Source organism: Pseudomonas sp. NPDC087358 (assembly GCF_044900785.1).
In the GTDB taxonomy this organism is placed as follows: domain Bacteria; phylum Pseudomonadota; class Gammaproteobacteria; order Pseudomonadales; family Pseudomonadaceae; genus Aquipseudomonas.
Genome location: NZ_JBJDOA010000001.1, coordinates 104,997 through 127,591, shown reverse-complemented (window position 1 = coordinate 127,591; position 22,595 = coordinate 104,997). Strand labels below are relative to the sequence as shown.

Below are 22,595 nucleotides of genomic sequence, written 5' to 3'. Positions count from 1 at the left end.
TCAAGGCGCTGCGTAGCTGAGCCAGTCAATCCGAAATAGCGATGCCCGTGCACAGCATTATGTAGCGCAGCACCTGCGATTTTTCTCCTTACGCTCCTTGGCATTGTCGCCGGCTCCGTTGAACGCCGGAGCCGGGCCCTTCCTGCACCAAGGAGCTTTCATGTCTATCGCGACCCTCGATTATTTTCACAGTGCATCGCTGCGCCAACGCTATGTCGACGAACTCGACGACGCGTTGCGCAGTCACCGGCTGCGGCCAGAAGCGCGATTGTGGCTGCAGGGCCCGGCGCGTCCCCTGGTCGAGGGTGGTCCTGACCCGGTCAGGGTTGACCGGCTCTTGTTCAACGATGGCTCCAGCAGCGCTTTCGAGCTGTCGGGTGCGCTGATGTTGAGCCATCAGCAGGCCGATGATCCGCAGGTTTACCTGTATACCCTGGCCGATGGGATCGAGGTTTTCCCCGACCGCCACGCGCTGTTGGCTGCACTGCGCCAACGCTTTGCCCAGGGGGATGCCGATACGCTGTTCGAATCCGAACGCATCGAAGGCGATCCCTTCCATGCGCAAATGCTCAACCTCGTCGATCATCAGGCCGGGCATGTCGGCCAGGTGGCCGCGCAACTGAGGCTGACGCCGTCCTTGCCGGATGTACTGACCGCCGCGCTCGCACGGCAATTGCGCGCCAAACTGGCGCGTATGTCGATCGACCCTGCCACGCACCTGCTGCAGATCGTCAGCGCCTCCAGCAGGGAGGTCGAGTTGACCCCGGTTACCCAGACCTTGGCGCAGGCGGTGTTCGATGATTATTGCAAGGTGCAGATCGAGGAGGGCTTCGAGCGGCGCTTTCTTTGCGCTCAGGGGCTGATCGCCGATTCCGCTGATGCCCAGCGGTTCGCTCAGGCACTGACCGAGGCCACGGCGCAGGCGGGAAGCGAGTATGGCCAACAGCTCACGGCCTTCTGGCAGGACATCTGGCGTGCCGGGCGAACGCGTCGCGACCTGGCCATCGAGACCCTGGGCGACAGTTATCGGTGCGCGCTTTATCGTTGCCGTCACAACGCAAGCCTGGATGCCGCAAGCGTGAACACCCTGCGCTCGGTGCTGGGCGATGCGCCTGCGGCTGCTGACCTGCGATGCAGCCGGTTGAAGATCCGCATTGGCTACAGCAACTTCTACCCTTTGGCAGCGACCTTCGCCGTGCAGCGTGGAGCCGCCGGTGTCGGTTCGCTGCTGTGGTTCACCCCCGATCACAGCCTGGTCGGTTTTGCCGATGTGGCCGCGCTGGCCGCGCATCTGGGGACGGTGCAGGGGCGCCAGCAGCTGCGTGCGCTGCTGGCTATCGAAGACCAGCCGTTGCTCCTGCAACAAGGCGCGGTACAGCTGCAGCTGGAGCCGATCCGCACCCCGGTCATGGCCGATCGCATCGATTCGATCCTGGCCTTGCAGGCGCGCAATCTGGCCTATGCCTTGGGCTCCTCTAACCTTGGGGAACGGGTCACGGCGATGATCGATGATGCACTGGACGTGCGCCAGCTTCTGGACCCGCGACAGTCGCAACTCGATGCCGGGCGCTGGCGACGGGCGGCACCCTTCGACTTCTGCGATGTCTGGCGCGGCGCCGGATCGGACACTTCGCTTGCCACCGCGCCGGAAGAAGGCGACTCGTCCATTTCCAGCGATGCCGGGGGTGACCGTACGTCCCGGTTGATTCTGTCGGCCTCCTGGCGGGAGCTGGCGCAAAGCTTCGATTCGCGCGCCGAGCGTCTGCGCCAGTCGGACATTGTGTTGCTGGACTACGCCGCGCAGGCGCTACAGCCGTACGTGAGCGTCCTCGTCCGGGGTCCGGTGCGAGCCCGGGACATCCGCGTGCAATGGCTCGAACCGATTCCCCTGGAGGCGTCGGTAACCGAGCTGAGCGCTGTTCCGGTCAGCGAAACACAACAGCTGATGTCCCTGGATCTGGTGTCATTGCTGCTCGAATGTGTCACCGGCCATCGCGCAGGCGTTCCCTCCACCATGGAGGTCAGGGTCGAACCGTCGGCGGCGCGGGTAGCGGCGCTGGCTGAGCTGATTCCCCGCGTGCTGGAGAAGGCCGCTGTCGATTTTACCCGCCGTTATGCCGATTACTTCAGGCAGAGCCGCGTCGGCCTGCAGCGCCAGGGCGACAGCCATGCATGGCCGGACATGCAAGCGCTGAGCCTGCGCGAAGATGCGTTACGCCTGGACCTGGCGCTGGGCAAGCGTGAGGGCCGGTTCGACAGCGGCGCCATCGGCATGGCCAGGCAGATGCTGGACCGGCCTGTGCGCGCCTTGCGCATAGCATTGGGCGAACCGCTGACCGAGGCGTTTTCGGTCTCTCTGGCGTATGACCCCCACCCGGCAGCCTTGCTTTGCGACACCTTAGTGTTGCGGCAGACGCTCGAGCCCGACGCACCGGTCATGCTCTGGCGCGCAACGACGGGCTGGCGGCAATTTGCTTCAATCGAGCATTTGCAGCACGCGCTGCAGCTCAATCTGCTTGGGCCTCATCGCGAGCGATGGCTCAAGCTGTTGGGCGAGCGCGACCGCAGGCTGCTTGAGACGTATCTACTGGACTCCTCCCGCCCTGCGGTGCAGATTCGCTTGCAACGAATCGACGGGCATGTCATCGACAGCCTGCAAGCGCAGACGCTCAAACGCGGACAGCAGGATCTGCGCCAGCTGTGCCTGAGTGCGGCGCGTTGCCATCTGCCGGCGCGTCTCTTTACCAGCCTTGCGTGCGCGGCCGAGCTGGACCGCCAACTGGTCGAGATGCTTGATGGATTAGCGGTGAGAATCGACTGCAGTATCTTCGAGGCGATGCTGCCGTCATGGTTGATCTCGGCATCCCTGGCCGACCTGGATCAATACAACAAAATCTTCAAACGCTTTTACCTGGCCAGCGACGGCGGCAAGGATTTTCTCTTCGACGTGCCCGCACTACAGGATCTGGCCCGCGATCGATTGACCGCGCAGCTGAGCCAGGACTTCCCCGATCAACTGTTGAATCCCGATGCGATCAACGTCATCTCACGTCGCTACGTGAGTGCCATCCCCACGGTGGGTGAGTTGCCGTCCGGCGTGGCGGCGGCCACCATCGTCCACACTGAAACGCTGACCGACTATGCGATCAATCGGTTCGTCGGCGTTCGCGATTCGGCGCTGAGTGTCGATCCCGCAGGCGGTGAGCCGGTCGCCGGGTTGCTGAGGCCTGACTATCTGCGACAGTTGGTCAGGCAGCTGGATGTCGGCGCTGGTTACATGGCGTTGCTGCGTAAAGCGCTGTCGTCCGATGATGTGCATTACGCCGAGCGGCAACGGCTGTTCGTCGAACAGTTACCGCCCGCGCTGATGGCGTTGGCCTTGACCGAAAAGGTCCAGGGCAAGCTGACTGCGCGGGCCTATGAGTTCATCTGCTCTGTGTTGGACATGCCTGATGGCGTTGCCCGTGAGCCGGTGGACGGGGTGCGGGTGATCCTCAGCCCGCTGCAGTTGGTCGCCGATCGCGGCGTGAACCCGGACACAGTGACCGGGGTTTATGTGATTTTTCCTGAGGCGCCTGACGCCGGTCCGGTGGTGCTGTACGCGATCTATCATCCGTTATTCGTATTTCGTGAGTATCCCAACCGAACGGCCTTGACCGCCGCTATCCGTACTGATGAATCCCTGCAACGGCTGCTGCTGCAGCGCGTCGATCCGCAGGTGCATCGACGTTACGCCCGCGGCGGTTTCCGCGAGCCGCATCTGGCCTCCTCGGTGGGCCTGTTCGACTTCGACCTGCCTCTGCACCGACCGGGCCCCGTGGCGCTGGCAACCGTCGAAGAGAAAGGCAATGCCTTGCAACTGCTGTTCAAGGGCACCGTCAAGGTGCTGCTGGACATGGGCGCTAACGATTCGGTGACCAACCAACAGGTCGATCAATCAGGCAGAGCCTTTCTCGTGACGCTAGGGCTTGAGCAGGTCCTATGCCTGCTGCCAGGCAAATGGGCGACGCTGGTCACGCTCTGGCAGAGCCATGCGTTGATTCGCGCCTCGGCGTTGTCGATCTCGGGGCATCGCTGGGGCGAGGCGCTGTCCGAATTCTCTGCGGCCTTGGGCGTGCTGGTCACGGCGCGCAGGCAAGCCATCGAGGAGCGGGTGCCCGAGGACCCGCTCGATCCGCAGCCTGCGTCTGATTCGGTCGACGAGAAGCGCCAGACGCCCTACGCCTCCTGGGGCGGCATCTCCTTGAATGCCGAACAGCGGGTGCGGCTTCAGGATTTGCAGGCGCAGAATGTGGCGCTCAACGCAATGCGCCACGATGAGTTGCTCAATCTTTATCTGGACCCCGACAGCGCCGCCACCTACGCCGTGGTAGATGGAAAGGTCTTCGAGGTCAACCGACTGCCGGAAGGGGAGTGGGTCATCGTCGGCGCCGACGGCACCACCGGACCGCAGTTGATACTCGACGATGATCAGCGCTGGCAGCTGGACCTGAATGTGCGCCTGAGGGGCGGGGGCGGCGTGATCACGCGCTTTCAGGCCGCTACCGCGCTGTCCAGCGTCGAACAGGTCATGGTCATCGAGGCCAGTGGCATGCCCGAAATTCGCCTGCAGTATCGTGCGCGTGCCCGGCAGATCGGTGAGGCACACGCCCAGGCCAAGCGCTATCTGGAAAACTGCCTGGACAACCTCAACGTCAATACGCCCGGGGCTGTGCTGGAGCCTCGGGTCAACGGGGTGGTCGCTGATTTCTTCGGCGCTGCCAGCCCGGACCAGCAGCTGCTGGGCCGCGTCGAAAGCGCCATAAGGTCGCTGTTCGCCGAGGTCATGGATGCCTCCCTTTCGCCGTTTTCATCGCCGCGCTTCGTCGTGGGTTCCAATCGACCCGGACACGATCGTGTCACCGCTTTCATGGTTCCGGCCGACCCGCAGCGGCGGATATTTCTGACCGAGCGCTTCTTTCGCGTGCCTTACTTTCGCCTCAAGCCTGAGGCGATTGCCGCAGGCTTCGATCCGCTGCGTCATTCCCAGGCCGCTGTGTTGCTGCATGAGCTGTCGCATCAGGTCCTGAATACCAAGGACATCGCCTACCTGGAAGCCAATTCGCCGTATCCGGATCTGCTGCTGCAGAACACGGCGAGTAATTTCAGAAGCCGGGCCCAGATAGAGCGATTACAGAACAGTCGGCTGTCCCATCAGACACTTCACAGTGACTTGTTCAAATACATGGAAGACGGCCAGTGGCGCGATATCAGCCGCGAGGACGGCATCGGTTACTCGACGATTCTGCAGATCACCGAAACCAGGACGCTGGATGACGCACGCAAGGTGTTCTTGTCCGATGTGCACAAACGCAGCCGGGTCATGCTCAAGAACGCCGACTCCATGACCTTGCTGATACTGCGTTTAGGGCGACACAACTATGTGGCTCCGCAACCGTGACCTGCATGACCAGGCACCGCGTGCGCGCCTGCCCGTGGCCGGGCGCCTGGCGATAGGCGCCTGAGCAGTCAATCGGAAACGGCGCGGGGCATGTACAGCATTATGTAGCGCAGCCGGTGGCGGCTTTCTCCTTACGCTCACCGGCCTGGTGCCCAGGTCCGGTTGACGCCGGAGCTGGGCCGTTTGTGCATCAAGGAGCCCGCATGTCCACCGCTACCCTCGACTATTTCCACAGCACTGCGCTACGCCAGCGTTTCCTCGACGCAGTCGATCAAGCGCTGCACGCCGGGCGTCTGCCTGCGTCGGCGCACACCTGGCTGCAGCGTCTGACTCGCCCTGCGGTTGCCGACGATGCTGACCCCCTCAGGGTCGACCGCCTCACCCTCGATAATGGTCTGTCCCAGACTTCGGAACTGGCGGCTGCGTTGTTGGTGAGTCATGGTCATACCGACCAGGAAATCTACCTGTACACCCTGGCCGATGGCATCGAAGTCTTCAGTGATCGGCACACCTTGCTGGCCGCACTGCGGGTCCGGTTTTTCCAGGGCGATGCCAATGCGCTGTTCGAGGCCGAAGTGGTCGAAGGTGATCCGTTTCGCGCGCAGATGCTGGCCATCGTTGACCAACAGGTCGAACACCTCGGTGAACTGTCCGCGCAGCTCGCGCTGACCCCGACCTTGTCCCAAGCCGCTACGCTGGCGCTGGAGCGGCAGCTGCGCGACACGCTGCCGGATCGGACCGTCGATCCCCAGACCCATCTGCTCCAGATCGTTCCCGCTGCAGACCATCACGCTGCCGAGCCTGTGGCCATCACCCAGACGCTGGCCCAGGCGGTCTTCGATGACTACGGCAAAGTGGCGATCGCCCATGGCATGCAACGGCGTTTTCTCGATGAGCAAGGGCGACCCGCCAGTGTTGCCGACAGCCATCTGTTCGCCCAGGCATTGGTCGCAGCGGCTGCGGCGGTCAAGGAGCGTTACGCCGATGTGCTCCAGGGTTTCTGGGGCGGGACATGGCGCGCTCAGTGCACTCGCCGCGAGCTGGCCATGCAGGCCCTCAACAACAGCGTGCGTCAGGCACTCTACCGTTGCCATCACGACGGCGTCCTCGGCGCAGCCACACTCAAGGCGTTACTGGCACTGCTGCAAACCGCCCCGGGGACGTTGCCCACAGGCTCTGCCGTGCGTTGCCATCGGCTGGCGTTGAGGGTCGCTGACAGTGCCTCCTGTGCGCTGGCAGGCACGTTTGTTCTGGGCGCCGGTGCCGATCGTTCGGTGCTGTTGTTTTCGGCCGATCACATCTTTGTCAGGTTCGCGGATCTGGCGAGTCTGGCCAGATACGTCAACACGGCACAGGGTCGTGCCCGGTTGCGTCCGACGCTGGCTTTGCAGGACCAGGCGATCCTGCAACGCGAAGGCTTGCTGCGGGTCGAGGTACAGCGCATCGACGCGCCGCTGTTCGCCGAGCGGGTCGATTCGATCCTCGCCTTGCAGGCGCGCAATCTGGAGTACGTCACGGGTCTGCCCGGCGCATCCGATCAAGTGGCGGCGATGATCGACGATGCGCTGGACGTGCGGGAGCTGCTCGACCCGCGGCAATTGCTGCTCAGTGCCGGGCGCTGGCGCCAGGAGGCGCCGTTCGATTTCGCCCAGGTCTGGCTCAAGCCTCAACCCAGGGTGCCCGCCCTGGTCCCGCCCAGCGCGACGGCCAGCGTCTCTGCGGATGAGCAGACCGCGCTGACGCCGTCCTGGCGGCAGCGCACGCAAGCTTTCGACCTGCGTGCCGAACGTTTGCAACGCCTGGACAACGCCTTGCTCGATTGTGCCGAGCAGACGTTGCAAGCCTATTTGTGCGTGTTGGGCAACGGTCAGCTGCAAGCGAAAAGACTGCGCGTGCAATGGCTGGAATCGGCGCCTGCCGACTCATCGGATGTCGAAACCCAGGCAGTGCCGGTGAGTGAGTCGCAGCGATTGATCTCGGTGGACCTGCCGTCGTTGCTGCTGGAATGGGTCAGTGGTCATCGGCCCCGAGCGCTGCCGGTTGGCGCGCAGATCCTGGCTGACGCTGCAGACACGGCCGGGCACCTGCAGGTCGAGCTGCTCCAGCACATGCTCGAGCGGGGCACGGTCAGTTTCACCGAGCGCTATGTCCAGGGTTTCATGGCCTCGCGCAGTACGCTCCGGCGCCAGGGCGATCAGCAACTGCAACCGGCCAGCGAAGCGGCGAGCCTGCGGTTGCAGGCGATGGGTCTGGACCTGGCGCTGGCCCGGCGACAGGGCAGGCTCGACGGGGCCGCAACCGAGAAGGTCCGGCAGGTGCTCAATCGTCCGCTGCGTGCTTTGCGCGTGGCTTCGCAAAACACCCTGACGGAGGTATATGCGGTCTCGCTGGAATATGCTGATCAAAGGCTGGCACCGCTGTGCGACACACTGGTGCTGCGCCAACCGCTCAGACCTGACACTGCGGTGCTGCTCTGGTCGGGGGAGTCTGGCTGGCGGCAGTTTTCTTCGCTGCAGCGCTTGCAGCACATCCTGCGGCGCAAGCTTGCAGGGCCCGATCGCGAGCGTTGGTTGCAACTGATGAGCGAGCGTGATCGCATTTTGTTGCGCGCGCACTTGCTCGACGTGTCGGGCAGTCCGTTGCAGCTGCGCCTGGACAGGGTCGACGGGCATGCCGTCCAGACCCTGCAGCAAAGGTTGCTGGAGCGTCAGCAAGAGGATTTGCGACTGCTCTGTCAGCGCGCCATGCGTTGTCGTTTCGAGGCCGGTCTGTTCACCCGTCTTGCCGCCGCGATCGAGGTCGACCTGCCCTTGAACATGCTCCTCGACGGCCTGGCGGTCAGGGTCGACAACAGCCTGTTCGAAGCCCTGTTGCCAGGGTGGCTGACCTCGGCGTCGATTGCCGATCTGAGGCTGTATTACGACCTGCTGACGCGTTACTACCGGGTCAGCGACGGCGGCAAGGATTTTCTGTTCGATATCCCTTCGGTACAGGATCATGCGCGCGAGCGGCTGGTTGCCCGGTTAAGCCAGGACTTTGCCGCACAGCACTGGGATCCTGATCAGATCACGGTGACCTCGCGGCGCTACATCGGTGCTTTTCCGCCGGTCGGCCAGGTGCCGGTGGCGGTAGCTGCCGCGACCGTCGCGCACAGTGAATCGCTGACCGATTATGCGATCAATCGTTTCGTCGAGGATCAGGGCGCGGTGTTCAGTGTCGATTCCGCGACCCAGCCACAAGCCGCGCGCCTGCTGAGTCCTGACTATCTGCAACGGCTGGTCCGGCGCCTGGACATCGGCAGCAGCTACCGAGCGTTGCTGCACAAAGCGCTGAACCCCGACGATGCACGTTTTGTCACACGCAAACGCCTGTTCCTCGAACAATTGGCGCCGATGCTGCTGACCCTGGCCCTGCCGCTGAAACTCAGTGGCCAGTTGAGCGCGCAGGCATTTGCCTGCATCTCAAGGGTGTTCGAAATGCCCGATGGCATCGCCCGCGAAGCGGTGGACGGGGTGCGGGTGATCATCAGCCCGCTGCAACTGGTCGCCGATGCTGGCATGAGCCCGGACCCGGTGTCAGGGGTCTACCTGATTTGCCCGGCCGCACCCGACCCGGGCCCGCTGGTGCTGTTGGCGCTGCATCACTCCTCATTCACGTTCCGCGAATACAGCAATCAGGCGGCGCTGCTGGCCGCTATTCGCAACGATGAAGCCTTGCAGGCACTGCTGTTGCAACGCCTCGATGCCAACGTGCATCGGCGTTATGCCCATGGCGGATTCAGCGAGCCGCATCTGCCTTTTTCTGTCCAAGGCTCGAATAACGTGCCGTTTCGCAGACCGGGACCGATCGCGCTGCAATTGGCAGAGACCAAAGGCAACGTCTTGCAAGTGCTGTTTCGCGATACGGTCAGGTTGCTGCTGGACCTAGGAGTGTCCAATGCGGTGACCAACCATCAGGTCGACCAGGCGGGTCGACGTTTCCTGGCAACGCTGGCGGTGGAGCAGGTACTGAGCCTGTTGCCCGGCAAACTGGCGGCGCTGGTGACGCTGTGGCAAAGCCAGACGCTGTTTCGGGCGTCTGCCGTTTCGGCGTCGGGGCGGCACTGGGGCAAGGCACTCTCGGAGTTTTCCGCCGCACTCGGGGTGATGGTCACGGCCCGCGAGCAGGCCATCGAAGAGCAGGCGCCCCAAGACCGAGTCGGCGGCGCCAGCGGGCACGCGATGGCTGAAGACCGGCCGCCATTGACCTTCTCCTGGCGCAACAGCGCATTGAACGCCGAGCAGCGTATGCGCCTGCAAGCGCTGGAAGCCAGGAGCGTGGCCCTTGAGCAGATGCGTCACGATGAACTGCTCAACCTTTACCTGGACAAGGACGATGGCACGCCTTACGTGGTGGTCGAAGGCAAGGTGTATCAGGTCCGGCACAGGCCCGACGACGGCGACTGGATCATCGTCGGCGCCGACGGCACGCCCGGACCGCGGCTGGTCATCGACGGCAATCAGCGCTGGCAGCTGGACCTCAACCTGCGCCTGAAGGGCGGCGGCGGGGTGGTTACCAAGATCAATGCCAGCGGGGCGCAGCACAGTGCCGAAGAGGCGCTGGTGATCGAAGCCCGGGGCATGCCCGAGATTCGCCGGCTGTATCGCGACCGCGCCCGGCGCATCGCCCAGGCACACCTGCAAGCCAGGCTCTATCTGGAAAACAGCCTGGACAACCTCAATGTCAACCGACGGGGTGTCTTGCTCGACCCTCGTGTCAGCCACATCATTGGCGAGTTCTTCGGGGTGACCAGCCCCGGGCAGGCGCTATTGATCCAGATCGAAAGCGCGATCAAGACGCTGTTCGATGCGGTGATGGAGCCTTCGTTATCGCCGCTCTCCTCGCCGCGTTTCATCGTCGGCTCGAACCGGCCGGGACGTGAGAATGTCGCGGCGTTCATCATCAAAGTGGACCCCCTGAAGCGGGTGTTTCTCACGGAGCAATTCTTCCAGGTGTCACGCTACGGATTCTCGCCTCAGGCTGCGGCACAGGGCTTCGAGTCTTCGGTGCATCATCGGGCGGCGATCCTGCTCCATGAGCTATCGCACCAGGCCCTCGATACCCATGACATTGCCTACCTGGAAACCATGGCGCCGTTTCCCGATCTGTTGCTGGCTGACAACGCCAAACACCTGCAGCTCAAGGCCCATATCGAACGCCTGCAAAATTACCGGCTCTCGCACCGCACCCACAAAGCCAGCCTGTTCAAGCTCAACGAGGATGGCAAATGGCGCGATATCGGCCCTCGTGACGAGCGTGTCTACAGCACTATCCTGCACGAAACCCAGACCGATAACCTGGACGATGCGCGCGATGTGTTCCTCTGCGATGCCGCCAAGCGCAGCCGGGTGATGCTCAGTAATGCCGACTCCCTGACCCTGTTGATACTGCGCCTGGGGCGGCACAGCCTGGTGGCGCCGAGCCCCTGAAAAAACATGGCAGGCTAAAGCCCGGTAGCAGTCAATCGCAAATGGCGCGGCCGGTGCACAGCATTATGTAGCGCAGTGCCTGGGCCCTTTGTCCTTACGCTCCTTGAATCAATTCCCGGCGACGGTTCGACCGCCGCAGCCGGGCCGTTCATGTATCAAGGAGCTTTCATGACGACTGCTACGCGCAATTATTTTCATACTGCCTCGCTCAGACAGCGCTACATCGCCGACCTCGATGACGCGCTGGGCGATGATCGTCTTCGCGGCGAAGAACATTCATGGCTGTTGAAGCTGACCCGCCCGTGGCTGGCCGATGATCCGGATCTGCTCAGGGTGGACCGGCTGATGCTCGACGACGGCGCGGCCAATCCGTTCGAACTCGCCGCGGCCTTGATGTTGAGCCATGGCAGCAGCGACGACCCACGGGTCTATCTGTACTCCCTGGCCAACGGCATTGAGGCCTTCGGCGATCGCCACGGGCTGCTGGCCGCGCTGCGTGCTCGCTTCGCGGCAGGTGATGGCAATGCGTTGTTCGAGGACGAGAAGATCGAAGGCGATCCGTTCCGTGCGCAGATGTTGGCCATCGTCGATCATCAGGTCGATCTGATCGGGCAACTGAGCGCGCAGCTTGTGCAAATCCCCGCGTTGCCACACATCTGCACGGTCTCGCTGACGCGGCAGCTGCGCACCACGTTGCCGCACATGGCGCTCGACCCGCAGATTCATCTGCTGCAGATCGTCTCGGCTTCCAGTGATGGTACGCAGCAAGTGCGCGGCACTCAGGCGCTGGCCCGAGCGGTCTTCGACCAATACCGCAACGCCGGGCTTGACCAGGGGCTGGAGCGGCGCTTCCTCGACGGGCAGGGCCGGCTCGCCAGCAGCGCCGATGCGGCGTTGTTCGCCAAGGCCTTGAGCGAAGCCGCGGACGCTGTCGCCGGGCAATACGGGCAATTGCTCAAGGCGTTCTGGGGCGGTGTATGGAGCGCTCAGCGCTCGCGCCGGGATCTGGCCATCGAGAGTCTGAGCAACAGCGTGCTGCATGCCTTTTACGCGTGTCGCCATGAGGGCGCTTTGACTGTAGCTGCCCGCGATACCCTGCAGCGGCACTGGCGATCAGGGTCGGCTGCGGCGTCCGGTTGCAGCCGCTTGATCCTCAAGGTAGGTGACCGCGCTGGCTGTGCGCTGGCCGCAACTTTCGTGGTGCAAGCGGGTGATGGCGATCCATCGCTGCTGTGGCTTGCGCCCGATCACCGCTGGATGAGCTTCAATGACCTTGCGGCATTGGCGGGGTATTTCGCCACGGCCCAGGGGCGTGAGCGCTTGCGTCCGGCACTGGCACTGCAGGATCAGTCGATGTTGCTCGAAGAGGGGGCGTTGCGGATCGAACTGCAAGCGATCGGCGCACCGCTGTTTGCCGATCGCGTCGATTCGATCATCGCCCTGCAGGCACGCAACCTGGCCTACGCGCTGGGGCTGCCCAGGTCGCGCGACACGCTGATGGCGATGCTTGATGACGCGCTGGATATACGTCAGCTTCTGGACCCGCGACAGCTGCGGTTGAGCTCAGGGCGCTGGCGCCGTGATGCGCCATTTAGCTTCCCCGACATCTGGCTCAAGCCGCAACCGCAGCCTTCGACCGACCTGCCAGGGCCGGCATCGGTGAACCAGAGCGGGGCGGGCAACCGCAGCCAGACGAGTGCCGGCATCGCTGCCAGCAACGCACCGAAAGCTTCCTGGATGGAGCAGACCCAAGCCTTCGATGCGCGAGCCGAGCGTCTTCGTCAAAGCGCCAGTGTGCTGCTCGACTGTGCCGAGCAGGCGTTGCAGCCCTGGCTATGCCTGCTGTTCAACGAGCCGGTCAGTGCCCGCAATATTCATGTGCGTTGGCTTGAGTCGGCACCGGTCGATCCTTCCGACGTCGAGACCCGCGCCGTCGCCGTCAGCGAATCGCAGCAGTTGGTGTCCAGGGATCTGCTGTCCTGGTTGCTGGAATGTGTCAGCGCCCATCGCTCGCGCGTACTGCCGTCGCGGGCGCAGGTCGTGGCCGATGCCATGACGTCGGCCGGCCCCCTGCAGACCGATCTGGTCCAGCACATGCTGAACCGGGTCACGGCGCATTTCATCGAGCGCTATCTGCTGCAGTCAAAACAGTCACCGCTTGAGTACAGGCGCCTGGCTGATCGCCACCTGCAACCTAGCAGAGAAGCGCTCAATCTGCGCGAGGATGCCATGCGCCTGGACCTGGCGCTGCGCAAGCGTGAAAAGTGGCTCGACGAGGCGGTCATCGCCATGGTCAGGCAGGTGCTCGACCGGCCGCTACGGGCATTGCGGCTGGCGCTGGGCGCGGCGGTGACAGAGGCCTACTCGGTCTCGTTGACCTATGGCGAGCACGTGGTGGCCCCGCTGCGCAACACGCTGGTACTCAGACAGCCGCTGGAGCAGAGCGGCCCGGGCATGGTCTGGTCCAGCGAGTTCGGCTGGCGTCAGTTTTCATCGGTCGAGCGCTTGCAGCAGGTCTTGCAGCTCAAGCTCGCCGGGCCCAGGCGCGAGCGCTGGCTGTCGCTTCTGGGCGAGCGCGACCGTGACTTACTGCGCACGCACCTGCTCAAGGCGTCCGCGGGTCCGGTACGGATCCGCCTGGACCGCATCGATGGGCATGCCCTCGAAACCCTGCAGCAAGCAGTACTGGAAGGTCAACAGCAGGACCTGCGTCAGCTGTGCTTGCGCGCCGTTCGCTGTCGCCTCGAGGCAGACCTGTTCAGCCGTCTGGCAACGGCGACCGAGCTGGACGAACAGCTGATCAAAATGCTCGACGGGCTGGCGGTGAGGATCGAGAACAGTCTGTTCGAAGCCCTGCTGCCGCCGTGGATGGTTTCGGCATCGCTGACCGACCTGATGCTCTACTACGACGCGCTGAAACGCTACTACCAGACCAGCGTCGGGAGCCGGGGGTTCATGTTCGGCATTCCCTCGTTGCAGGACTACGCCCGCAAACAATTGCTTGACCAGCTGAAGCTGGACTTCCCCGATACGCCGTTGGACCCCGACCAGATCAGCGTGACTTCACGTCGCTACGTCAGCGCCTTTCCGGCACCCGGGCAACTGCCATCCGCCGTGGCGGCCGCAGCGTCCGTGCACAGCGGATCGCTGACCGACTACGCGATCAGCCGTTTCGGCAACCAGCAGACCGCCGCCCTGAGCGTGGAGTCCGTGGAGCATGCGCAAGCGCTGGGGGCATTGACCCCGGACTACCTGCGCCAGCTGGTCAGGCGGCTGGATGTAGGGGCCGGTTATACGACGATCCTGCGCAAGGCATTCTCCCCGGACGCCACGCACTACGCCGAGCGCAAGCAGCTGTTTGTCGAGCGCCTGCCCGGGGTGCTGCTGGCACTGGCGTTTCCGGAAAAGCTCAAAGGTGCCTTGAGCGCCGCCGGATATGTGTATCTGGCGTTTGTCTTCGACATGCCCGACGGCATCGCCCGCGAGCCGGTCGACGGTGTGAAGGTGATCCTCAGCCCATTGCAACTGGTGGCCGACCCCGGCATGCCTGCGGACACGGTGTCCGGGGTATACCTGATTGGCCCGGCGGATCCCGAGGCAGGGCCGGTGATCCTGTACGCGATCTTTCATTCGCCCTTCACCTTTCGCCAATACGCCAATCGCGCGGCATTGATGGAGGCCATCCGCACCGACGAAATGCTTGGGCAACTGCTGCTCGACCGTCTGGAGCCGGAAGTGCATCGGCGCTATGCCAATGGCGGGTTCGTCGAGCCGCACCTGGCGTCGTCGGTCGGGCTGTTCGACTTCGACGTCCCACTGCGCAGGCCCGGGCCGGTCACCTTGGGGGTCAGCGAAGTCAAGGGCAATGCCCTGCAGTTTCTGTTCGAGGGCACGATTAAACTGCTGCTGGATATGGGGGTTTCCAACGTCGTGACCAATGAACAGGTCGATCGGGCGGGCAGGGCGTTTCTGGCGACCCTGGGGCTGGAGCAGACCCTGGTGATGCTGCCCGGCAAACTCGGCGCATTGGTGATGCTCTGGCAGAGCCACACGCTGTTTCGGGCTTCCGCGCTGTCGGCCTCGGGGCATCGTTGGGGCGAGGCACTGTCCGAATTCACTGCGGCACTGGGGAGCATGGTCACGGCCCGACGTCAGGCAAGCGAGGAACGGGCAGGGGACGAGCGAGGCAGCTCCGAGCCCGAGAATGCGCCAGGGCTGCGGGACGAACCGCCCTTGGCGTTCACCTGGCGCAGCGGCGGCCTGAGCGCCGAACAGCGTATGCAGCTGCGCAACCTGGAGGCCAGGGATGTCGCCCTTGCCGGCATGCGTCATGACGACTTGCTCAACCTCTATATGGACAGCACCGATGTGCCCTACGCGGTGGTGGACGGCAAGGTCTATCGGGTGGAGGGCGTTCCCGATGAAGGTAGATTGACTATCGTCGGTGCGGACGGCACCCCCGGCCCGCGCTTGAAACTCGACAGCAATCAGCGTTGGCAACTGGACCTGAACCTGGGCCTCAAGGGTGGCGGCGGTCTGCTCACCAAATTCAATGCCGCCGGGGCCAAGCGCAGTGCCGAAGACCTTCTGATCATTGAAGCCAGCGGCATGACGCAGATTCGCCTGCTGTATCGCGACCGCGCCCGGCGCATCGGTCAGGCGCATTTGCAGGCCCGACGCTACCTGCAGAACTGCCTGGACAACCTGCATATTCGTGGGCGTGGCGCCGTGCTGGATCCGCGTGTCAGCCGTATCATCGGCGATTTCTTCGGCACCGCCCGCCCTGACCAGGTCCTGTTGGCGGAAGTCAAAAGCGCGATCAAATCGATGTTCGATGCCGTGATGGACCTGTCGCCCTTCCTCTCCCCGCGCTTCGTGGTGGGGACCAGTCTGCCGGGCCGCGAGACGGTGGTGGCCTTCGTCATCAAGTCCGATCCCAAGCGCCGGGTGTTCCTGACAGACCGCTTCTTCAACGTGCCGGCCTTTGCCCTGAGGCCTGAGGCCGCTGCACAAGGGTTCGAGGCGGCGGTTCACTATCAGGCTGCCAACCTGATGCACGAACTGTCGCACCAGGTGCTCGATACCTACGACATCGCCTACCTGGAGGCCATGGCGCCGTACCCGGATCTGCTGGAGGAGAATACCGCCTCCAATGTCGGGCTGCGGGACTACGTTGCGGGCCTGCAGGAACGTCGGCTGTCCCATGACAGCGACAGAAACACCCTGTTCAAGGTGATCGAAGACGGTCAGTGGCGGGACCTCGAAGCCGATGAGGACCACGGCTTCGACGCTATCTTGCGCCTGACCAAGACCACTAACCTGGACGACGCACGGGACGCGTTTCTCGCCAACGTGCACAAGCGCAGCCGGGTGATGCTCAAGAATGCCGACTCCCTGACCCTGCTGATCCTGCGCCTGGGACGGCACAATCTGCGCCTGCCGAACCCGTGACGGGCTCGGCAGCGTGCGGCGCTACAGGGAGTAGTGGCGCAGCTCGCGGGCGATCAGCAGACGCTGGATTTCGCTGGAGCCTTCGTAGATCTGGGTGATGCGCGCGTCGCGGTAGTATTTTTCCACCGGGTAGTCTTCCAGGTAGCCGTAGCCGCCGTGGATCTGCATCGCTTTGGAGCACACCCACTCGGCCATTTCCGAGGCGAACAACTTGGCCTGGGAGGCTTCCGACAGGCAGGGCCTGCCCGCCGTGCGCAGGCGTGCGGCGTGCAGGACCAGCAGGCGCGAGGCGTTGATCCGGGTGTGCATGTCGGCCAGCAGATTGGACACGCTCTGGTGTTCGATGATCGGCTTGTCGAACTGCACCCGCTCGCGGGCATACCCCAGCGCCGCTTCGAATGCGGCACGGGCGATGCCCAGGGCCTGGGCGGCAATGCCGATGCGACCGCCTTCCAGATTGGACAGCGCGATGGCCAGGCCCTTGCCGCGCTCGCCCAGCAGGTTGGCTTCGGGAATGCGGCAATCGCTCAAGGTCACCGCACAGGTGTCCGAGGCGCGAATGCCCATCTTGTGTTCCATGCGATCAACGCGATAGCCGGGGTTGTCGGTGGGCACCAGGAATGCCGACAGACCTTTCTTGCCCAACTCGGGGTCGGTGACCGCAAAGACGATCGCCAGTTGTGCGCGCTTGCCATTGCTGACGAACTGTTTGGCGCCGTTGAGCACCCAGTGCCCATCCTTGAGTTCGGCGCGGGTACGCAGGTTGTGGGCTTCTGAACCGGCCTGGGGTTCGGTCAGGCAGAAGCAACCGATGGCCTTGCCGCTGGCAAGCTTTTCCAGCCACTGCTGTTTCTGATCCTCGCTGCCGTAGTTCAGCACCGGGCCGCAGCCCACCGAGCTGTGCACGCTCATCAAGGTGCCGGTGGCCGCATCGGCGGCAGAGATTTCTTCAACCGCCAAGGCGTAAGCCACGTAGTCGATGTAGGTGCCGCCCCAGTGTTCCGGGACGATCATGCCCAACAGGCCCAGCTCGCCGAGCTTGCCGACCAGGGCGTCGTCGATCCAGCCGGCCTGTTCCCAGGCGTGGGCATGCGGTGCGATTTCGTTGCGGGCAAACTCGCGCGCCATGTCGCGAATCATGATCTGTTCTTCGCTCAGTTCAAGGTCTTGCATGGGTCAGGCCTCATGACCGCTGAAGAAACTCGCCACGTGCTCGGCATCCAGTGCCTCGACGGTGGACGGGTTCCATTGCGGTTTCTTGTCTTTATCAACGATCAGGGCGCGTACGCCTTCGATCAGGTCACCGCGTTCGAACCATTGTCGATCCAGATGCAACTCCAGGTCGAAACAGGCTTCCAGCGGCAGGTGGCGGCCACGGCGCAGCATTTCCAGGGTCACCGCCATGGCCAGCGGGGAACGGGTTTTCATCAGGTGGGCAGTGTCCACGGCCCAGCCATGGGTGTCGTTGACGTTCACTTCCAGCAGCTGTTCGATGATGCTTGGGATATCCGGCAGGGCAAAGAAGTGATCGATGGCCGGACGCAGCTTCTCCAGGGGCGGGGCCGGCAACTGCTGGACGGCAAGCCTGGCCAGTACGCCTTGCAGATCCTTGAGCGGGGTCAGGGTCCATTTCAGGGTGTCGAGCTGGCGGTCCAGATCCTCCACCCGCGCGCTTTGCAGGTACCAGTCGGCCAGGCCGCAGTAGAGCGCATCGGCGGCCTGAATCTGGACCCCGGTCACCCCCAGGTAGATACCCAGCTCACCGGGCACCCTGGGCAGAAAGTAACTGCCACCGACGTCTGGAAAATAGCCGATGGCAACCTCAGGCATCGCCAGCCGGCTGCGTTCGGTCACGACCCGCAGGTCAACGCCTTGGGCCAGGCCCATACCGCCACCCAGGACGAAGCCGTCCATCAGCGCCATGACCGGTTTGCGGTAATGATGGAGGGTCAGGTCCAGGGCGTACTCTTCGACGAAGAAATCCTGGTGCTGGGTCTGGCCGCTGCTGAAGCTCTCGTACAGCGAGCGGATATCACCACCGGCGCAAAAGGCCTTTTCCCCGGCACCGCGCAGCACCACGGCGTGAACCTTGTCATCGCCTGCCCATGCGTCCAGTTGCTGTTGCAGCTGCCGGACCATGTCCAGATCGATGGCATTGAGCCCCTGTGGGCGATTGAGGGTGATGTGGCCAATATGATTGCGTACTTCGGACTGAACGCTGTCGCAGGTCGGTTCCTGACCTGAAGACTTGGCCGATACTACCTGTGCCGTCATCGCTGACTCCCTGTGGCTTTTTATTCTTGCTCGTTCAGGCGGCCATGAAGAAGCCGCACTCCGTGAGGTTCAGCCGCGATGCTAACAGCGCGATTTTGCAAATGACAATGAAGAATCATGCAGGGCGGGTCTGCAACTTTGCATGGCGGTGTGGCAGCCGGTATCGATGCGAATGGTCTGCCGCTTTCGCCAGCCCAGTCGCGACACTGGCGGCTTACCACGGCCGATGCGGTGGGCCAGACAGACCGCGTGCACCCAATTCACCACGGGTTTCCCGCTGCTCGCGGGACGAGCCTGCTCCTACATGACCTTTTAAAGTCAGTGACATCGATACGCCTGACCTGACGCCTTCGCCAGCAAGCCGGCTCAGATCGTGTGCTCACCCGGAAAATGGGGCGTCGCTCTCAGCGCAAGACGCTGCTGGTCAGAACAGCAGAAAAGCTGTCCAGTGCCGCTGTGTTGCGCTGGGCTTTGGCCAGCAGCACCGCGCCCTGCAGGGAGCCGACGATGAACAGCGCCACCTGGCGACTGTTGTAGCCTTCAGGCAGCTCGCCGGTGGTGATGGCCTCATCGAGGCAATTGCAGATGATGTCGCTCAACCAAGCGTAGATTTCCACCAGCCGGGCGCGTATCGGTTCGCTGTGCTCGGTACTTTCAGCGGTGAAGTTGCCGAACAGACAACCCTTGTTGACCGCGCATTGCAGCGCGCCCTTGTGAAAATCGATGTAGGCCAGCACGCGTGCAATCGGCCCCAGCCGGTCATCGAGCAGGGTCTGACTGACCATTTGTCGGGTGCCCTGGAAGTAGAGATCGATGATCTCCAGGCCGAATGCCTCCTTGGACACGAAGTGATTGGTGAATGAGCCTTGCGGAACACCGGCGGCCTGCACGATATCGCGCACACTGGCGCCTGCAAAACCGCGTTCATGAACAACCTTCAATCCTTCGGTGAGTATTTTTTCACGATGCGATGGTTTGGCCATGGATGGTTGATATGCCCGTACATATTGAGTCTGCGCTGAAGCGGATGGACGTTAGCAGGTTGGCTTCGCTTGCGTCGCTGAGCTTGCTAAGGGTCTGTGGCGCGCACTGATTTTTGCTTCTGACCGAAGGCCGTGAGCACGGGCGTGCTGGGGAATGAGGCATGCCAGGGATGGCACATCACAATCCCCGGCCCGCCAGCTTCACACATCCTTGGTAAACCCTGCAGCTCGCGGTGTTGCAGCTACGCCTGCAAACTGAACAAGGCCGTTTGTGGCGCTTCGCTGATCCAGTACTGGCTCACCGTCCATCCGGCCCGGGCGGCCAGTTCGGTAAACGATTCCACCGTGAATTTGTGCGAGTTCTCAGTGTGCAGTCGCTCTGCGGCGGCAAAGTGGAAGCTGTTTCCGGCGATCTTCACCACTTGTTCCACCTCGCTGACCAGATGCATCTCCATGCGCCCCTGCTCGGCATTCCAGACCGCCAGATGGCTGAATGCATCGACGTTGAAGTTGGCATTGAGCTCACGGTTGATACGGGTCAGCAGGTTCTTGTTGAACCGTGCGGTCACCCCCTCGGCATCGTCATAGGCCGCCACCAGTGTCGCGGCGTCCTTGACCATGTCCACTCCGACGATGAAATGCGCATTTTTACCCAGCACATCGTGCGCCGAATGGAGAAAGTCCACCGCTTCTTCGTGGGTGAAGTTGCCGATGGTCGAGCCGGGGAAGAACCCCACGCGCACGTGGCCGTTGGCTTGCCTGGGCAAGGTCAGCACCCGGGTGAAGTCGCCCACCTGCGGCGCAACCACCAGCTTGGGATATTGCTGGCTCAGGGATTGGGCGGCCTTGTTCAGGGCGGTGGCGCTGATGTCGATCGGCACGTACACCGCGATATGAGGTGCAGCGTCGAGCACCAGACGGGTCTTTTCGCTGGCGCCGCTGCCGAATTCCACCAACGCCGCCCCCTCGGGAATCGACGCTGCAATCTGACCCGCGATGCTCTTGAGCAGCCCTGTTTCGGCACGCGTGGGGTAATACTCGGCGGTTTCGCAGATGGCTTCGAACAGGTCGGAACCGGCGGCATCGTAGAAATATTTGGGCGACAGCGTTTTCACCGGCGCGGACAGGCCGGCCAGCACGTCACGGGCAAACTCGCTGTCATTGGGGTTGACCACCCCAGGTTGACGGCTGTCGCGGGCAAGGCGCAGGCCCGAGACCACCCAGCGTTTTTCCGCGTGAAAGAAATTACGGTAGGTCACTCGGCAATGGTCAGGCGAAGTCACGCTGGCGCCGCCGCGCAAAACCATCTGATTGACCATGAATTTGCCGTTGTACTCGCCCACAGCGCCCGCCGAGGGTTGGAAGCCGGGATAGGCGCTGAAGGCGCTTTGCGTCCATTGCCAGGCGACGTCATCGACCTGTTCCAGCAGACCGGCGCGGGCGGCCGCTTCCCATTCCGCCTCGGTGGGCAGCCGGGCGTCGGCCCAGAGGGCAAAGGCGGCTGCTTCGTAATAGCTGATATGGGTCACCGGCGCGGCCGGGTCTATGGCCTCGAGTCCGCGCAGGCTCATGCGTTTCCAGCCGTTTTCGTCATGCTGCCAGTACATCGGCGAGTTCCAGCCGTTTTCCTGCACCAGCGTCCAGCCTTCGGAGAGCCACAGCGCGGCCGTGTGATAGCCGCCATCGGCAATGAAACTCAGCCACTCGCCGTTGGTGACCAGCCGATCGCTGATTTCGAACGATTGCAGATAGGTGGTATGACGCGGGCCTTCATGGTCGAAGGCGAACGTCTTGGCGCCATGGCCGATTTTCGTCAGCCCCGCGCTCAATGGCTTGAACTGCCCGCGACGACCGGGCACATCGTCAGGCCAGCGCAGGTCGTAGGCCGGCTTGAGCGATGACAGGCTGAACAGATGCAGGATGTCCATCAGCAGCAATTCCTGATGCTGCTCTTCATGGGCCAGGCCCAGTTCGATCAGGCTCGATACCTCATCGGACAGACGGGTCATCATCAGCGCGATCATGTGCTCGTCTACATGCCTGCGATAGGCCAGCACCTGGTCAACGCTGGGGCGCGTCATCAAGCCCCGTTGCGGACGTGGATGGCGCGGCCCGACGGCTTCGTAATAGGAGTTGAAGAGATAACCGAACGCGGGATCGAACGGCGTGTAATCGGCAAGATTGGGCACCAGCAGGAAAGTCTCGAAGAACCAGGTGGTGTGCGCCATGTGCCATTTTGCCGGGCTGGCGTCGGGCATCGACTGCACGACCATGTCCTCGGCACTGAGCGGCTCGACCAGATGCTCGGTGCGGTTGCGAACGCCTTGATAGCGCTTGCTCAGGTCGTTGTTGGCAGGTGTCTCGCGTAGCTGGCGTGAATGGCGCGTCATCGGGTCTTCTCCGGATCTTGCCGACGCCCGGTAGGCTGTCTCAATGCAGCCAGGCGGTACGGCTTTTCTGCGTTCTTCTCATGACCGGGCCGCAACAACAGCGTTGCGGCCCGAACGTCGTGTAGCGAAAGCGTCAAACGATGCCGCCGTGCGCGCAGAGGGCTTGAGCATCAGTGGACTTCGATGGTCACCTTGTCAGCATAGAACGCGACATGACCTTCGATTTCCTTGACCGACGGATAGGCGTCCTCGTAGGTCCAGACCGCATTGGCCGCTGTTTTCCCATCGGCGTTGAGGCTGAAATAGCTGGCATCGCCCTTATAGGGGCAATGGGTTCGATGTTCGGTTCTATCGTAATGTTCAATCGAAATATCCGACCGGGGCACATAGATAACCGGCGGGTACTGCGCCTCCTTGAGTTCCAGCGCCTTGTCGCTTTGCGCAATGCGCACGCCATTGAACTGCACGGTCACGCGGGCGTTGAGCGGGGTGATGGTGATGGGGTGATCGGGACCTGGGATTTTCATGACGGGTCATCCTGTTGGGCTGAAGAAACCGACAAGCCCGGTCGCCTGCGACGGGCAGGCTG

Annotated in this window: 8 protein-coding genes; 3 read left to right on the top strand and 5 right to left on the bottom strand. The window is 63.0% G+C overall.

All coding sequences use genetic code 11. The features are described from left to right. Nucleotides 1-160 precede the first annotated feature (160 nt). The 3 genes from ACI2KS_RS00515 (at nt 161) to ACI2KS_RS00505 (ending at nt 16,359) form a co-directional block, all read left to right on the top strand. The gene (locus tag ACI2KS_RS00515) at nt 161-5,440 is read left to right on the top strand and encodes a dermonecrotic toxin domain-containing protein (RefSeq protein ID WP_404616450.1); all 5,280 of its coding nucleotides are present in this window, start codon (nt 161-163) and stop codon (nt 5,438-5,440) included. Between the two features lie 203 nt (nt 5,441-5,643). Then, complete coding sequence (locus tag ACI2KS_RS00510; RefSeq protein ID WP_404616449.1) at nt 5,644-10,908, top strand: dermonecrotic toxin domain-containing protein; 5,265 nt, start codon at nt 5,644-5,646, stop codon at nt 10,906-10,908. A 168-nt stretch (nt 10,909-11,076) separates the two neighbouring features. After that, nucleotides 11,077-16,359 carry a hypothetical protein gene (locus ACI2KS_RS00505; protein WP_404616448.1) on the top strand — a complete coding sequence of 1,761 codons (5,283 nt, stop codon included), beginning with the start codon at nt 11,077-11,079 and terminating at the stop codon, nt 16,357-16,359. Between the two features lie 21 nt (nt 16,360-16,380). Here the strand turns inward: ACI2KS_RS00505 and ACI2KS_RS00500 are convergent, their stop codons facing one another. From ACI2KS_RS00500 to ACI2KS_RS00480, 5 genes are all read right to left on the bottom strand, one after another. Further along, on the bottom strand, nt 16,381-17,532 hold the full coding sequence (locus tag ACI2KS_RS00500) for an acyl-CoA dehydrogenase family protein (protein ID WP_404616447.1): 1,152 nt from the start codon (nt 17,530-17,532) through the stop codon (nt 16,381-16,383). Nucleotides 17,533-17,535: 3 nt separating this feature from the next. Next, nucleotides 17,536-18,633: an enoyl-CoA hydratase/isomerase family protein gene (locus ACI2KS_RS00495; protein ID WP_404616446.1), complete on the bottom strand. Its 1,098-nt coding sequence runs from the start codon at nt 18,631-18,633 to the stop codon at nt 17,536-17,538. Between the two features lie 404 nt (nt 18,634-19,037). Beyond that, the gene (locus tag ACI2KS_RS00490) at nt 19,038-19,616 is read right to left on the bottom strand and encodes a TetR/AcrR family transcriptional regulator (RefSeq protein WP_404616445.1); all 579 of its coding nucleotides are present in this window, start codon (nt 19,614-19,616) and stop codon (nt 19,038-19,040) included. Between the two features lie 242 nt (nt 19,617-19,858). Further along, the gene (egtB, locus tag ACI2KS_RS00485) at nt 19,859-22,006 is read right to left on the bottom strand and encodes an ergothioneine biosynthesis protein EgtB (protein WP_404616444.1); all 2,148 of its coding nucleotides are present in this window, start codon (nt 22,004-22,006) and stop codon (nt 19,859-19,861) included. Between the two features lie 170 nt (nt 22,007-22,176). Continuing rightward, nucleotides 22,177-22,533, bottom strand: a complete 357-nt coding sequence (locus ACI2KS_RS00480; protein WP_404616443.1) for a DUF427 domain-containing protein — start codon at nt 22,531-22,533, stop codon at nt 22,177-22,179. Between the last annotated feature and the right edge of the window lie 62 nt (nt 22,534-22,595).